The organism is Pseudomonas sp. S1(2024) (genome assembly GCF_046557535.1).
In genome coordinates, this window is record NZ_JBKGFP010000001.1 from 586524 (window position 1) to 600704 (window position 14181).

Consider the following 14181-nt stretch of genomic DNA (forward strand, 5'->3'; position numbering starts at 1 on the left):
GTCTCCTCAGGCTATTATGGGTATATTGATAATAACAAAAACACAACCTTAACGGTTAAAGTGTTTATTGAAGGTTTTACGCGTATGTCTCAGAAACCGCCAGGTGTATTCACAGCCCCGCTTGATCTTGGCAACCTTGCCCGCTACACGAGCGCGCATTTTGAGCACGTGTTTGTTCCCCAGACGCGGATCGGCGACAGCCAGCTCATGATGATGCCTGGCCCTGTCGACGAGGCATTTCCTTCGACGATCAGGGAAAGCCTGACGCGTGGCATGGTGATGGGGCACTTGAACTTCAAGGGTGAGGTCAATACCCATCAGGCCTATATCTGCCTGTTCCGGGTGACTGATCGATTCGATCCCAGCAATCCCTGGCTGATGATTGACTCGATGATCCCCTCTAGGGATTTTGGGGTGACCCGGATAGTTGAGAAAACCATGCAATCGTGGCGCTTCGGCTTTCTCAAGGAAAAACGCCAGCTGTGGTATGACACCTTCGGCGAATATGCTTTCATGAAGCTCGATCATGACGAAGCGGCGGTGCAATCATTGCTGGCGCTGAGTGACCATGCGTTCATGCGCCTCAAAAACGAATGGGGCAATCTGCGCGACACCTGGCATGAAATCCGGATGCTGCTGCGCCACAACATCGAGATGAAGTACGTTGACCTGCTTGTGGACGCCTATCGCGAAAACAAGGATTCAACCATGGATCGGCATCCGTTTCGGGTGTTGCGAAACATCACGCTGAGCAGCGATGTGGAGACCAATTACTTCCGCGCAACCGGTGTACTTGATCGCGTGCATATCGACATGGAAAACGTGATTGCGGACTACCTGGATGCGATTGTCGGCAAGAACGGTCATACCGCTATCAATTTCCACAAAGCCATCGCGGAGACATCCTCGGCACTCAAGGTCAAGCGGGCACTGGTGGAGACGAAGTTTCTGGAGATGATCAAAGGCGGGCGGGCGGATTTCAAGCACATTGGTGGGGAAGACTCGATCTCGCTGGGGAAGCTGCTGCGCAATGATCAGTCGCTGGCACGCGAGTTATCCATTCGCTCTGGGTTTCACAGTCCTGGTATTGTTCATGAGCACTATAACGGTGGTATTCGTCCAGACGGCAGGCCAATTGAGCTCAGCTGGGAACAGAATACGGCGATCTACAGTGCACTGATCCATAGAACGTCTGTCATCACTGGGGGGCCTGGCACGGGTAAAAGTACCACGGCCAATGCCCTCGTCATGCAGCTGAGGCACATTCATCCGCATGGGCGCATTTTGTTGGGCGCGCCAACTGGCAAAGCCGCTAAAAGGCTCGCGGAGCTTACTCGCCTGCCCTGCCAGACAATGCACCGCTTGCTGGGAATGGCGCCGAACACGGCGTCCATGCTGACCGGTTTTGGCGAACATGACACGCTGATTGTTGATGAGTCCACCATGTGCGACCAAACCCTGTTGGCCAACGCGTGCCGGCACATGAAGAACCGTGGCCGATTGATTCTCATGGGCGACAAGGATCAGCTGGAATCAGTGGATGCCGGCGCCGTGTTTCGCGACATTATCCAGTCGCGTCACTACCCGGTTTCGGAACTGACCGAAGTTCGTCGCCAGGGGCAAGCCAGCCTGATTGTTTCCGGGGCTTATGCTGTTCTGGAGGGGCGGATGCCGGAGTTTCGCGACAAGGGCGGCGATCTGCATCTGGTGAATGCCAACTCCCCGGCAGAAATTGCGCAGAAAGTTCGTGAACTCGTCGAATCCCTGATTCCCAAGGCTTATGGTATTCAGCGGGAAGATATCCAGATTCTGGCTTCCATGCGCAAAGGTCAGGCAGGCATCAATGAGCTGAACAGGCTGCTCAAGCCGGTGTTCAACCCCATGGCTGCTACGCAAAAGGCCAGAGGGCGGCGACTGGGCAACAATTTTTACCATGTGGGCGATCGTGTCATGCAGTTGAGAAACCGCTATGACAAGGACATCCAGAATGGGGAAACCGGCACCATCGTGGATTTCAACGAGCGCAAACAGGAGATTGTGCTGTCATTGGATGATCGCGAGGTGTGCCTGCCGTTTAGCAACTATCTGGACATGACCCACTCATGGGCATCCACTGTGCATAAGAGCCAGGGCTCAGAATACCCTTGCGTGATTTTCGTGCTGCCGGATGACCATTTGAACATGCTGACCAAGCGACTGATCTTCACGGCGATGACCCGTGGCAAGGAGCATGTGTTTTTTGTGGGCAACCCGAAAACCCTGCAGAAAGCACTGGAAAGCACCTGGGAAATGGAACGGCAGACCCATCTCTCGTTCTTCATGGCCGAGCAACACACCCACGGTCTGTCCAGTGAACGCTTCAAAGAACTGGTAACTCAGAAGCCACGCCTCAGGCCTCAAGCATCCAGCCGGGTCAGTGCTGCCGATATTGACGTACCGTTCTAGCGGTTAAGGAATAAATTGATGATTGGCGGTGCGAGTCTCCCCTACTTTATCGGCCTAGCGCCCCTGCTCCTGCTGATTGAGCCGGGTATCGAGTTTTTGTTGGGCAGAAAGCGCGGGCAACGATTGTATAAACGCACTCGCCATCGGGGTATCGAATACCTTGAATCGCTAAGCTGGCAGGATTTCGAGCACGTGTGTGCCGGGTACTTTTCCAGACAGGGCTATCACGTGGAGCTTAAGGGCCTGGGTGGAGCAGATGGTGGGATGGATTTGGTGCTTCGTCGCCAAGGAAAGAAATACCTTGTGCAATGCAAGCACTGGAAAGGCCGCGTGGGCGTGGGCGTGGTCAGGGAGATGTATGGCGTGATGCACGCCGAGCACTTTCATGGCGTGTTCGTAGTGGGCCTCTCGGGTTTTACCAAAGAGGCCTGGAACTGGACTAAGGGCAAGCCCATTAGGCTGATGGATGGTCGATCTTTGGTCAGTTAGCTCTCCAGCTTGCCTTGCGCGGTCGATCCTTTGCACTGGCGCTGGCCGAGACAACAGTTGAAGGTTTCACGGTTTTCCTCAAGGCCTTCATCAGTTCGTCTTTGGTATCAAACAGTTCACGCCTCAGCGCTTGATTGGTGTCGTTGACGTCGAGGTAAAGCCAGGTGCTCCAGACTGCAGCCGCTACCGCGAATAACAGGCAGGGCAGCATGCGCTGCCAATCCAGCACGCCCGCCTGAATCGACCTACCGAGAAATAAACCTAGGAAAATCATCGCGTTGCACATGAGGACTATTGCAAGGCAGTGTGGCATTATTTTTTTATTCATTGCTCCCCCATTAAAAAAGCCGAACTGGGTTCGGCCTTTTTTCAATCAACCCGCTCAGATAACTCCGGTCATCGACAAGGTCAGCGCAATGGCTGCCCCCACCCCGGAGACCAGCACCACACCGAGCGTGAGCTTGGCCTGGCCGAGCTGTTTGACCAACGACTTGTTGGTTTCGGTCGCTTCGGCGTTGATGGAGCGCAGGTGATTGCAGTACTCACGACCTTGCACTTTCAGGTTCTCATGCGCCCCCCTGACTTCACTCAGCTTGCGCTCAAGCACCAGGTTGGCGTCCTGTAGCTGCACATTGCTCTCTTCCAGCGCGGTTCGTTCGTTGCGGCTGATGGTCAGGCGTTCCTGGAGAATCATGAACTCGGTCGAACCGTCCAGACGTTCTTCGACCACGTCACGCAAGCGTTGCTCCAGCGCCCGAATCTGCTCCTTGTCGCCTGCGGTCGACAGCGTCAGTGCTTCCAGCTGGTTGCGCAGGGCCAGGCCTTCCTGCTGCTCCCGGATCAATTGCTCATTCAGGGACAGCAGCTGGTTGTTCAGCTCCACTTCTGCCAGGTTGACCTTCTGCAGGCGGTCTTCCAGACCACGAACCACGCTCGCTTCGACATACATGCCGCTGGCAATCTGCGCTTTGATATCGCTCAGGGCGTTTTCCGCGACGTTACGAAGCTCGGTGATCTGGTGCACCTCGGCACTGATTGCTTCACGCTGCTGCTGCAGAGCAACGTCACGTTCGCGGCCAATGCGCTCCACTTCTTGGGCAACGCGCAGATCAGCCTGCCGCTCGATGCGATCTTGGCTTTCAGCCGTTTCGCGGCGCATTTCGTTGATGCGCTGAACGACTTCCTGGGAAAGTCGCTCATTGTCGCTGCGGACACCGTCGAGCTCTTGTTGGCGTTTGGTCAGGTCGCGCACCAAGCCCTGCTGGCGTTCGGTCAGATCTCGCACCCGTGCATCATGCTCGCGGGACATGGCGCTGATGCGATCGGTCAGCGCTTTTTCTTTGGCGGCATGGAATTCGCCAATGTCGATCGGAGCGCGCCCCAAAATATCGGTGGCATCGCTGACCAGCGCATTGATTTCACGGAAATCGTTTTCGGAAATCTGGTATTTTTTCTTGTAGACCGCAGCGGTCAATTTCTCGCGGAATTCGTCCCAGGACATGCCCAGGCCATCTTCGGCCTCTGCGGTGGTGATCAGCGATTTGAGGTTTTTGTGACCGAGCTGATAGGCTGAGCTGGTCAGGGTGGTCGGAGGCTCATCGACCAGCAGCGCCTCGGAAACATCCAGGCCTGCGACCATCAGGATTTGCTGTACAGCCATGCTCCAGCTGAAGGTAGGCATGGACAACAGGCGGCGGGCACCATCCAGATCAACGTGAGCCTGAGTGGTTTTTCGCTTTTCAGTGAAGCTGTGAACGACTGCCGTATTATTAGAGTTATCCATTACTGTGCTCCGGTGACACTGTGATAAATACTGCAATAGGTATATAATGAATTGGCGAAACTGTCAATATAGGTAATACTCGAATGAGTGGCGATCAACCCCGGCTGCAGGACACCCTTAAGCGCTATTTTGGATTTGATGGCCTGCGCCCAGGCCAGGTGCCGATCGTTGATTCGATCATGCGAGGTGAGGACAGCCTCTCCATCCTGAAGACCTCCGGTGGCAAAAGCTTATGCTTCCAGCTTCCGACCCTGCACCGAGCAGGCACCACGTTGGTTGTCAGTCCGCTGATCTCCCTAATGAAAGATCAGGTTGATGCCCTGGAGCGCCTGGGTATCAGCGCAGCGTTCGTCAACTCTGATCTTTCAGGGGACGAAATTCGCCAGCGTTACAATCGCCTCTCGACAGGCGGATACAAGTTGTTCTATGTGTCCCCTGAGCGCTTCCAGGATGAAAACTTCTTGGCCGCATTGTGCGCAACCAACCTTCAAATGGTCACCGTGGATGAGGCGCACTGTGCGTCTCAATGGGGGCATGCCTTCAGGCCGGATTATTCGCGCCTTGGCCACGCGATCGACGCGGTTGAGCTGAGAATTGGCCGCCCGATCCAGCGGATCGCCGTTACGGCCACGGCAACCGAAAAAGTTCAGACGGACATTGTCAACCTGCTTGGTTTGCGCAATGCCCAGGTGCATTTGCAGGATTTTGACCGGGACAATCTGGTCTATGCCGTGGTGAATGCCAACAAGGATCGCAGCCAGGACATTGAAAATACCCTTCGGGAAAATCCTGGTGTCTGCGTCATCGTTTACTGTGTGACGGTCAAGGAGGTTGAGCGCATCTATCACCACCTGCTGACCGCAGGGTTGAAAGTGGGGCGCTACCACGGGAAGCTGGAGAGCGAGGAAAAGAATCGTGTCCAGGAGGCCTTCCTGGCAGATGATATTCAGGTGATGGTGGCGACCTCTGCGTTTGGTATGGGTGTAGACAAGCCCAATGTGCGCCTGGTTATCCACGCTCAAATGCCTGGATCACTCGAAGCTTTTGTTCAGGAGGCTGGGCGCGCTGGACGTGACGGTCTGCCAGCCAGGGCTATTCTGTTCTACAACGCGAGTGATCGTGGCATCCACCAATTCTTCATTGGCATGGCCTCGCCCGAACCCAAGGCCATTCGGGCAATCAAGGACATCATTTATCGCACGCTGAGCTCTGGCCCTGAGGAGCTTAACGTGGGGTGGCTGGCAACCATTTGCCGCGAAGCAATTACCCCGGCACAAGTCTCAGCTGTGCTGAATCTGCTGGTCGGCCAAGGGGAACTGACGCGGCGTGAAACCGTTTACTCCCTGGGCGAATGGAAGCCGGGTGAGGATTACCTGTGGGTGGATGAAATCCGGCGCAATAACTGGCAAAAGGTTAATGCCATGCAGGCCTGGTGCGAGACCAGCTTGTGCCGGCGCTGGTCAGTGCTTAAATACTTTGGCCGCCGTGAGGCTCATGTCCGGTGTGGAAAATGCGACACCTGTATGGCAGAAGCCTTTTCCAAAGACCAGGTTAAAGGCGCGCATCGCTACATTCGCCCCATCACCCTGATCAACCTGGCCCAGTCCCTTGATCGACTTGCGAAGGCGGGCACAGTGCACTGGAAGCAGGTGCTGCTTGGCATGACGCCTACGGCTGCACTGAGCAATCTTGAGGTGGAGGTTGCAGGGCGATTTACCAACTACGCTGTAGGCGATCTTGAGCGGTGGCGCGATTTACTGATCAAGGAATCGCTCATTGATGCGAGTCATGGCATCACCAGTCGGGGTGAAGCTTGGATCAGTGGCAAAGTGACCCTGTCGCTTCATGACTCTGACCAAACTCCGGAGGCTGTGAAACAGGAAGTGTCAGCCAGTGTGCTGACAGCGCTCAAGCGCTGGCGCAAGCACACGGCCTACCAGGAGGACATTTCTGAATCAGAAATCGCCACCGAGGCCAAGCTTCTGAAGCTCGCACGTTTGACAGATCACAGCACAGCTTCGTTGGTAGAGGCTGGTTTTACGACACTGTGGATCAAGAAATTCGGCAGGGGCGTGGAAGATCTGTTCGTTCAGCTAGCGAAAGCCAAAGAGGTCAGCGAGCCGTCGATTTGAGCGAGGAGGGGTTGCCCCCTCCCCCTAAACCTTCTGCAACAACTGCGCTTGGCCAATCGAGCAAAAGTGATCCACGCCCACAGGGCTCTTCAGCCGAACCGGCATTTGCTCGGACATCGGATCAAGCCCCAGCAACAACCAGGACTCGCCATCAGGATCGATGACATCGTCGCCGGGAAGGATATGGGTGGGCAGGCCAAGCAATTCGACTTTGCTCCTCCACAGCTCATCCCAGTATTGTTTCCCTGAGTCAGCGTACACACTGAGGCGCCAATGTAGGCACTGGCCCTCAATTGTGGCCATCCCCCTGGGGATTTCAACCCCGTGACGCTCAGCAAGCTCGCAGAGCGCCTGCTGAGCCTCTTCGTAGAACAGCCCCAGCCTGTTTTGATTGCGCCGATCCTTGCTCATCAGTAGGATCCTGCCGGCTGATGACGATCGGTGATGTCATGGTAACTGTCCATGAAGTCGGCGTAGCGCGATTTCCAGTACGTTTGCGCCTGGCCACCGTTCAGGCATACATTGAACTTGAGCCCGGTAGCCACTTGAAACCGCAGGCGCTGGGTTTGACTCAGCTCCACGAAGGGCGCTTGGCTGCCCATGCCAATCCTGCACACCTGCACGGGGATGTTATCAGGGCCAATGGGGGCGTAGCCTTGAGCCAGCAGGGTGCGGCTAATGCCAGGGATTCTTGCCTTGCCCTTGAGTGGGTCATACACCTGATAGCCATAGCCCTCATCAACACTGATGGGACTTGTGACGTTAACAGCCATGGCCCTTTCCAGGTCGACCAAGGAATCTTGTTGATAGATGACCTGGCTGGCACCTGGTGCTCGTGTGCCATGCTTCCAGTCAAAACCACGGGCCGGTTCCAGCCAACGAAGCATGTTCATGCCGACTTCGGGCCAGGTGGCATACTGATCCTGCTTTTCATCTTCCGACCACACGCGAAACGCCGTACGTGCTGATTCCGGCGACTCAATCACCCGCTCCTGCACACTCAGGGCCGCCTGCTCGTTACCAGGGTCTGCAGCCAAGGCATGCACGTCAGAACGGACAAAGGGATTGACCAGAAACTGCGGCACTTGCAGCTCAGGCATCTGCAGCGATTCAATATCCGCAAAAGCCGATGAGGAGGCTGCCAGCAATGAAGCCAGGAGGATGGTTTTTTTCATGGGAACTCCAATCATTTTTTTTATATGGCGCCCTTGGCCGCCACCTGAAGAATTGGCTCAACGCCCAGTTTATACAAAATCAGGCCAGACAGGGTGAGAAAACCTGCCGCAAGCAACATCAAAATGGGCGTGGTGGCTTTCACCCGTTGTCCGTAAATAGTCCTGTATTGGTCTGACAGCGCCTTCAAGGATTTCCCTGCCTGTTCGCGGTCTTGCACCGAGGCAAGCGATGCACGGTCGGTGGGGTGCAGGTAGCGCATGGCTTCTGCCCAGTTCCGACCTCGCCTGACTGCCTCAACGGCGCTGTTGAGGTCATCCCTCATCAAACCCTTGGGCGTACCTTCAGCCGAAAGGCTCAGGCTTTGCTCCATTGGCACGCCACTGGACACCAGCAGGCTCAGGCCGTACAGGGTGATGTAGTTATTGCGCGACAGCACCAGGTCTTTGTAAAAGGGAATTTTGACTACAATCTTGTCAGACTCGGAGGGCAGCACCAGCCGCCCAAAGGTTCCGAGAATCAGCAGCAGCACAAAGCCCAGGCCAAAGACCCCCATAAGCACCACTGAAAAATCCATGAGCCTCAAGGCTCCCGAGGTATCTACGGCGTCGCCGGCCATTTTGATCAGCTCGGACTCCAGGATCTTGGGCGCAAAGTAGTATTTGGTGGTAAAGATGACCAGGGCTGCGAAGAGAAAGCCAATAATGGAAAACCACATGGCCCAGACGTTGTTACGCTTGACCTGATCAATTTCCATTTCAAAGGCAGCCGCGTGAAGCAGGGCTTTGCCAGTATTGCCAGCTTTCGACCCGGCTTTCACCAGGGCAATCATTTGCCGGGGGAAATTGGGCTCGCCAATATGCTCCATGGCAGTTGGAATATCATCGCCTTGCTCGACATATTTCAGCATGCGTCCGGCGATTGACTTGATGGCGCCTTTGAAGGTGCGCTCAATCAGGTTCAGCGCCGCCGAGGCCCCCATGCGGCATTCCAACATGGTGCCCAACCGCTGAAGGAGTATCTGCCTTTCATCCTGAGTGAGCCCAACCTTGATTAGCGAAAACGAGCGCTTTTTCTTGACGGATAGCACACGGCCACGCCGTCGAACCTTGTTTTCTGCCTCTTTGGCATTTTCAGCATAGACCTCGGTCTCCACCACCTTGCGTTTTACCGGATCTTCGTACACCACGGCCCAAGCGTTCATTTCCCACCCCGATGCTGATTGATCATGTCCTGCGCCTCGGCACCGAAGACGCGAACAAACTCGGTTTCGTCGGTCATGCCTGCCTTGTACTTGTCGTAGGCATCTTCCAGCATGGTTTTCCATCTCACATCATTGCTGGTCAGCAATTCATTGACGTCTTTCATGCCTGGGAAATAACTGCACTCAGAGACAATGCTGCGGCCCGCGTAGCGGCGTCCACCACAGTGGGCACAGATGCGCGGCTTCAGGTCTTGGCCATGACACACCGGACACAGGGTGCGTACCAGGCGCTGAACCATGATTGCGCGCAAGATGTACTTGAGTTCGTGTGGATCAATGCCCAGGTCTTTCAAACGCTGAATAGAGGCCTGGATGGAGCCTGTGTGCAGCGTGGCAAACACCAGGTGCCCTGTTTCTGCAGCCTTGATCGCAATGCGCGCCGTATCCTCGTCGCGCACCTCCCCGACAATGATGACGTCCGGGTCGGCGCGCATGAAGCTGCGCAGCGCACGGGGGAAGTTCAGTCCGACCGCTTCGTTGATATTGACCTGGGTGGTGTAGGGAGTGTTGTATTCAACCGGATCCTCAACGGTGTAGATAGCTTGCCCGAATCGATCCAAGTGGCGATTGGTTGCGTTGAGCGTGGTGGTTTTTCCCGAACCGGTAGGGCCGCAAATCAGGCATAGTCCATCCGATCGACTGATCCCCTTTTTCCACTGCTCAATCGCTGAAATGCCCAGCGTATCAAGATTGAACTGAACACGCTCCTGGTCAAGAATTCGGATAACGATCTTTTCACCAAAAACCCCTGGCACAGACTCAACCCGCAGATCGATCATTCGACCGTTGTACTCGATGGAGAATCCACCGCCCTGCGGAATTCTTCGTTCGGCCAAGTCCATCTTGGAGCGGTCTTTAATTTTTGCAGCAAGCACCAGGTACTCATCCAGATCACTGACGTGGACAAGTGTTCGCACCCCGAGGTAGCGCATCAGGACGCTGTAGGTATTGCGCTGAGGTTCGATATGGATGTCGGAAGCCCCGTTCAGGATGGCTTCCCTGAGCAGCAGTTCAAGAATCGAAGAATCGCTGTCGTGAATGATGCGCAGCTTTTCAACATAACCACGCACCCGGTCAACCGAGGCGGGGATGAAGACGATTTTTTGGTTGGGAAAATACTTGACCAGCAGGTTTTTAGCTTGCGGCGTGGGGCAAAGGCACGCTACGTAAATGCACTCAATGGTCTCCGCCGCCAGCATGATCTTGTTGTTTATCAGCAGATCTAGGGGGACATGCGGCAAGATCAACTCTTCATCAACCAGGGAATCCGGGTTGATCGACAACAGGGCGCTGGTCAGGTCGCTTTGACGCAAAAACCCATCGTTGACCAGAATGGTGCCAATGGATTCATTGGTGACCGCACTTTGCATCTTGGCGGCAGTGATCTTCTGAACGTTGGCGAGATTTCGCTCAAGAAGAACCTTCTCCAGCAGACGCTCTTTAGGCGTCATCTCGATCGCACGGGCTTTTAGCAAACTCATGGGCTGCAGCTCCAGGAGGCCGTCGTCCTCCCACTCAAGTTCTTATTATCATTGATGGTTACCTGGCCAGCGGTTGAATCCTCAAACAGGTAGCCGTCCCAGCATACCTGGCCGCCAATCTGCGCCACTGAACCTGCAACGCCAAGTCCGCCTTTGTCGGAAACACCGACTGCTGGAGCTGTGCCGCCATTAAACCATTGCTGGCCATTATCCATGATCAGTTCACCGCCGTCACGTAAAACCGCCCCGTAGGTAACGGCCCCTGCTGCACTGGCGGTACCGGACTGGATGTCTGCCCTGCCCTTGACATCCAGGAAGGTTGTGGCCTGGCCCTGCAATACCAAGTTCGAACCAATACTCGTGAAAATCGAGTCGGAGGCCACCCTGATCGCTTGCGAATAACCCGAACCAAAGGTCAGTGCCGATCCCGCTGCAACAAACCGACTGGCCTGGTCGATCCAAATGCCGTACAGCGAATTGCCCGAGGTCAGGCTCAAGGTGCCGGCACTGGTCTTCCACTGGGAAGTGGTCAGTGTAAGCGGGCCTTGGCTTGAAGTGCCATAGTTGAGCGAAAGTGCGCCTGACTGGTACACCTCACTGGCGTCAAGGGAGATCGGCCCGTCCACGGCATTGACATCAACAAACGAAAGACGACTGGAAATCGCTGTGATGCCCGTAATGGTCGATCCAGAGAACGCCGCGCTGGCATTGTCGAGGTGGAGATTGCCATCCAGGGTGACATTTTGCAGCGTGAGGCTGGCGTTTTTCACCGCAAGGGTCTGCGCGCCATTTATGATGACGCCTTCAGCAGGGCCTGCAATAACCAGGTGGCTTTGTACACCCCCGGTTTTTGTCCCCAAAACAATGCTTTGGGTCAACTGATAGCCACCTGTTCGGGCTGGAAGATTGAGGGTCAGCCGCGCAGGGGGATTCGAGAGGTAGGGGGCGAGGGCATCGTTGATGCTGTCATAGGCGCTGGCGTCAATGAACTGATTGCTCGAACGATTGACCGCCTCTGCACTGCTCAATGTACCGCCATTGGCACCAAAAATCGGAATGACTTTGGCTCTGATGCCGGCAACAGTATGCTGTCCAGTGACTTGGTCATAACGAATATCAGCGCAGGAAAGCCGATCGACCGCTTCAAATGGCGAGATGATGAAGGCGGCAATGCTGGTAGATCCTCGCTCCATAGCCGAAATGGCTGAAGATCTGGTCACATAGGCTTGCGTGCCAACCGTAACGGTCTGCACGGTATAGCTCAGACCTGGTTCAAGGGTGATGTCCTGGGTGTCGCCAATTCCGTCAAGATCCGCACGCCCCAGTGCGCAATACAAAGGATTGTAGCCCCGTGCGTTTACCTTGGGCCCGGTTACGGCGCTTGGGAGACCCTGGCCAATCACCACACCATTGACGTCGGTCAGCGCCGCTCCTAGTGGTGCAACAAACTCGCCGTTGGGGCCCGCCTGCACCAGCAGACTCGAAAGACTGGCCTCCCAAAGCATCTCTACTTGGCGCTCCTGGCGAGCCACCTCAAGGTCATTGAGCACGGAATACATCCCGGAAAGCGATTGCGCGGCAACGGCTAGCATCGCAATCAAGATCAAGCCCAGAATAAACATCACGAGCATGGTAATAACCCTTTATCGAGAAAACTTGAAAGTCAGGACAACGGGCACCGGTTCAGGCCCATCAAGGGCTGGGGCCCAGGAAGGAGAAATGCCGCCCTCGTACCCACATTGATCAGAAAGTCCGTACTGCGTGGGAAAGCGAGTACTAATGCTTTTGAGCGCCGCCAACCCACTGCCTGAGACTTCGCCTGCAAAGCACCATCCGCTGAACGCGGAGGTCAGCCGGCTGAGTGTCAAGCCATCAGGCACCACGAGTGGCAGTGCCAGTTCAGATGACAATTGTTCAGGGGTACTGGGGTTTCGGCCATACAGTAGGCGGTACTTGCTCCAGGCGGCGGACAGGGCCATATTTTGCACTGACCAATGCTCAACCTTCTCACGGGCATCATGGACTTCTGGATTGGTGTAGGAAATACCACTCACCAGCATGTAGCTCATGAGCACAATAGCCATGATGACAACGATCAGGTGTACCATCAGAACCCCCTGCGGGCGACGACCTTGGTCAGTACCTTCTGCATGATCTTGGTGAGGTTGCAGACGGACAGTACCAGTGCCAGCACTGCCGTAGCCCCCCAAATGGCAGCCGAGGTGTAACTGCCCTGCACGCCGTAATAAAGGGCAAGGGCCAGGCAGATGACGGGCGCGATGCGGTCAAACCAGACGATCACGGGGTGCTTTGTGAGTTTGATGAGCTGTGCTGGGTGCATGAGCAATGCCTTTCTGTTGTATGCCCAGGTAACGGGCTGGATGCGTCAATATATCATGAAATCGAAATACCTTTATCACCCGTCCATGGAAACCCTAAGCAAAAAACCCGCCGTAGCGGGTTCTTTGCAAAGCCGGGTGAATTACAGACGGTACCAGACGGTGTTGGCGTCGGCGCCGGTCACGCAGCCGAAGGTGCCGGTGCTGTTGGCGGCCTGGTCGGCGATGATGGTGCAGACTTCTTCCGGAATAGCGTCGCTGGTGTCGTAGATCACCTTCGCGGTCACGCCAGTGGCCTCAGGAACAGTGGCCGACAGGTTGTCGGAGATGCGGTAGGCGTTGCCTTTTGGCGGGGTCGGCACGCTGGACAGGTACTTCTGGGTGACCAGCTTGGTCAGCTCGGTGCTGACAGCGGTGGCGCCCGAGGCGGTTTCATCGGCTGCGCTCAGCGAAGCGCCAGCGTTGTCGTTCTTGTACAGCACGTGGGCGCCGTTGATCTGCTGACCCTGGTTGATGAAGGTCGAAGCGATGGCACGCGCCGAGCCGTTGGACAGGCCATCACCGCCGTAGAACAGGGTGGATACGGCGAGGTAGACGGTCAGTGCGATGGCGATGATGGCGATAATCAGTGCAAACATGGGGAGGCCCTTTATTGTTATTGTTATTAGGTCGTTTGCGGCGACAATCGTATAGTAACACGAAGTCGCGTTATGTAAATATTGACATCAAACTTGTTTGCATTGGGTTTTTGGATTTTTATATCGTCAATTCCTATTATTGAGAAATATTCAGGACGAAGAAAAACCCGCCTGAGCGGGTTCCTCTTTGCTTGGTGTTACAGGCGGTACCAGACGGTGTTGGCGTCGGCGCCGGTCACGCAGCCGAAGGTGCCGGTGCTGTTGGCGGCCTGGTCGGCGATGATGGTGCAGACTTCTTCCGGAATGGCGTCGCTGGTGTCGTAGATCACCTTCGCGGTCACGCCAGTGGCCTCAGGAACAGTGGCCGACAGGTTGTCGGAGATGCGGTAGGCGTTGCCTTTTGGCGGGGTCGGCACGCTGGACAGGTACTTCTGGGT

At 55.5% G+C, this 14181-nt stretch carries 13 protein-coding genes and 1 pseudogene; 3 read left to right on the top strand and 11 right to left on the bottom strand.

Annotation, left to right across the window (positions count from 1 at the left end; all coding sequences use genetic code 11):
• The first annotated feature begins 84 nt into the window (after positions 1–84).
• The gene (locus ACLCGK_RS03130; protein ID WP_410951266.1) at positions 85–2445 is read left to right on the top strand and encodes an ATP-dependent RecD-like DNA helicase; all 2361 of its coding nucleotides are present in this window, start codon (positions 85–87) and stop codon (positions 2443–2445) included.
• 18 nt (positions 2446–2463) lie between these two features.
• On the top strand, positions 2464–2934 hold the full coding sequence (locus ACLCGK_RS03135; protein ID WP_410951267.1) for a restriction endonuclease: 471 nt from the start codon (positions 2464–2466) through the stop codon (positions 2932–2934).
• Here the strand turns inward: ACLCGK_RS03135 and ACLCGK_RS03140 are convergent.
• Positions 2927–3262 carry a hypothetical protein gene (locus ACLCGK_RS03140; RefSeq protein ID WP_410951268.1) on the bottom strand — a complete coding sequence of 112 codons (336 nt, stop codon included), beginning with the start codon at positions 3260–3262 and terminating at the stop codon, positions 2927–2929. The two genes, ACLCGK_RS03135 and ACLCGK_RS03140, sit on opposite strands and share 8 nt — an antisense overlap.
• Before the next feature lie 54 nt (positions 3263–3316).
• Positions 3317–4717, bottom strand: a complete 1401-nt coding sequence (locus ACLCGK_RS03145) for a hypothetical protein (RefSeq protein WP_410951269.1) — start codon at positions 4715–4717, stop codon at positions 3317–3319.
• 83 nt (positions 4718–4800) lie between these two features.
• Here ACLCGK_RS03145 and ACLCGK_RS03150 point away from each other — a divergent pair, with 83 nt between their 5' ends.
• On the top strand, positions 4801–6849 hold the full coding sequence (locus tag ACLCGK_RS03150) for a RecQ family ATP-dependent DNA helicase (protein WP_410951270.1): 2049 nt from the start codon (positions 4801–4803) through the stop codon (positions 6847–6849).
• Positions 6850–6873: 24 nt separating this feature from the next.
• Here ACLCGK_RS03150 and ACLCGK_RS03155 read toward each other — a convergent pair whose 3' ends face one another.
• From ACLCGK_RS03155 to ACLCGK_RS03195, 9 genes and pseudogenes are all read right to left on the bottom strand, one after another.
• Complete coding sequence (locus tag ACLCGK_RS03155; protein ID WP_056800046.1) at positions 6874–7260, bottom strand: hypothetical protein; 387 nt, start codon at positions 7258–7260, stop codon at positions 6874–6876.
• Positions 7260–8024 (bottom strand): hypothetical protein, encoded by a 765-nt coding sequence (locus tag ACLCGK_RS03160; RefSeq protein WP_410951271.1) that lies wholly within the window; start codon positions 8022–8024, stop codon positions 7260–7262. The genes ACLCGK_RS03155 and ACLCGK_RS03160 overlap by 1 nt, the downstream gene beginning before the upstream one ends.
• Before the next feature lie 20 nt (positions 8025–8044).
• On the bottom strand, positions 8045–9226 hold the full coding sequence (locus ACLCGK_RS03165; protein ID WP_056800052.1) for a type II secretion system F family protein: 1182 nt from the start codon (positions 9224–9226) through the stop codon (positions 8045–8047).
• The gene (locus tag ACLCGK_RS03170; protein ID WP_410951272.1) at positions 9223–10767 is read right to left on the bottom strand and encodes a GspE/PulE family protein; all 1545 of its coding nucleotides are present in this window, start codon (positions 10765–10767) and stop codon (positions 9223–9225) included. The genes ACLCGK_RS03165 and ACLCGK_RS03170 overlap by 4 nt, the downstream gene beginning before the upstream one ends.
• Complete coding sequence (locus ACLCGK_RS03175; RefSeq protein ID WP_410951273.1) at positions 10764–12398, bottom strand: hypothetical protein; 1635 nt, start codon at positions 12396–12398, stop codon at positions 10764–10766. Before ACLCGK_RS03175 ends, ACLCGK_RS03170 begins: the two co-directional genes overlap by 4 nt.
• A 12-nt stretch (positions 12399–12410) precedes the next feature.
• Positions 12411–12875, bottom strand: a complete 465-nt coding sequence (locus tag ACLCGK_RS03180) for a hypothetical protein (RefSeq protein ID WP_056800057.1) — start codon at positions 12873–12875, stop codon at positions 12411–12413.
• Entirely contained in the window at positions 12875–13108 is a 234-nt protein-coding gene (locus tag ACLCGK_RS03185) for a hypothetical protein (RefSeq protein ID WP_056800060.1), read from the bottom strand. The genes ACLCGK_RS03180 and ACLCGK_RS03185 overlap by 1 nt, the downstream gene beginning before the upstream one ends.
• A gap of 141 nt (positions 13109–13249) precedes the next feature.
• Positions 13250–13744, bottom strand: coding sequence for a hypothetical protein (locus ACLCGK_RS03190; protein WP_082476951.1), 495 nt, complete (start codon positions 13742–13744; stop codon positions 13250–13252).
• A gap of 197 nt (positions 13745–13941) precedes the next feature.
• A pseudogene (locus tag ACLCGK_RS03195) lies at positions 13942–14181 on the bottom strand (hypothetical protein); the annotation flags it as partial.

Excerpts from the sequence above, each read along its gene's own strand:
- ACLCGK_RS03180 (WP_056800057.1), bottom strand. The coding sequence starts at position 12,875 with ATGGTACACCTGATCGTTGTCATCATGGCTATTGTGCTCATGAGCTAC.
- ACLCGK_RS03165 (WP_056800052.1), bottom strand. The coding sequence starts at position 9,226 with ATGAACGCTTGGGCCGTGGTGTACGAAGATCCGGTAAAACGCAAGGTG.
- ACLCGK_RS03185 (WP_056800060.1), bottom strand. The coding sequence starts at position 13,108 with ATGCACCCAGCACAGCTCATCAAACTCACAAAGCACCCCGTGATCGTC.
- ACLCGK_RS03135 (WP_410951267.1), top strand. The coding sequence starts at position 2,464 with ATGATTGGCGGTGCGAGTCTCCCCTACTTTATCGGCCTAGCGCCCCTG.
- ACLCGK_RS03155 (WP_056800046.1), bottom strand. The coding sequence starts at position 7,260 with ATGAGCAAGGATCGGCGCAATCAAAACAGGCTGGGGCTGTTCTACGAA.
- ACLCGK_RS03140 (WP_410951268.1), bottom strand. The coding sequence starts at position 3,262 with ATGAATAAAAAAATAATGCCACACTGCCTTGCAATAGTCCTCATGTGC.
- ACLCGK_RS03130 (WP_410951266.1), top strand. The coding sequence starts at position 85 with ATGTCTCAGAAACCGCCAGGTGTATTCACAGCCCCGCTTGATCTTGGC.
- ACLCGK_RS03160 (WP_410951271.1), bottom strand. The coding sequence starts at position 8,024 with ATGAAAAAAACCATCCTCCTGGCTTCATTGCTGGCAGCCTCCTCATCG.
- ACLCGK_RS03190 (WP_082476951.1), bottom strand. The coding sequence starts at position 13,744 with ATGTTTGCACTGATTATCGCCATCATCGCCATCGCACTGACCGTCTAC.
- ACLCGK_RS03150 (WP_410951270.1), top strand. The coding sequence starts at position 4,801 with ATGAGTGGCGATCAACCCCGGCTGCAGGACACCCTTAAGCGCTATTTT.
- ACLCGK_RS03175 (WP_410951273.1), bottom strand. The coding sequence starts at position 12,398 with ATGCTCGTGATGTTTATTCTGGGCTTGATCTTGATTGCGATGCTAGCC.
- ACLCGK_RS03145 (WP_410951269.1), bottom strand. The coding sequence starts at position 4,717 with ATGGATAACTCTAATAATACGGCAGTCGTTCACAGCTTCACTGAAAAG.
- ACLCGK_RS03170 (WP_410951272.1), bottom strand. The coding sequence starts at position 10,767 with ATGAGTTTGCTAAAAGCCCGTGCGATCGAGATGACGCCTAAAGAGCGT.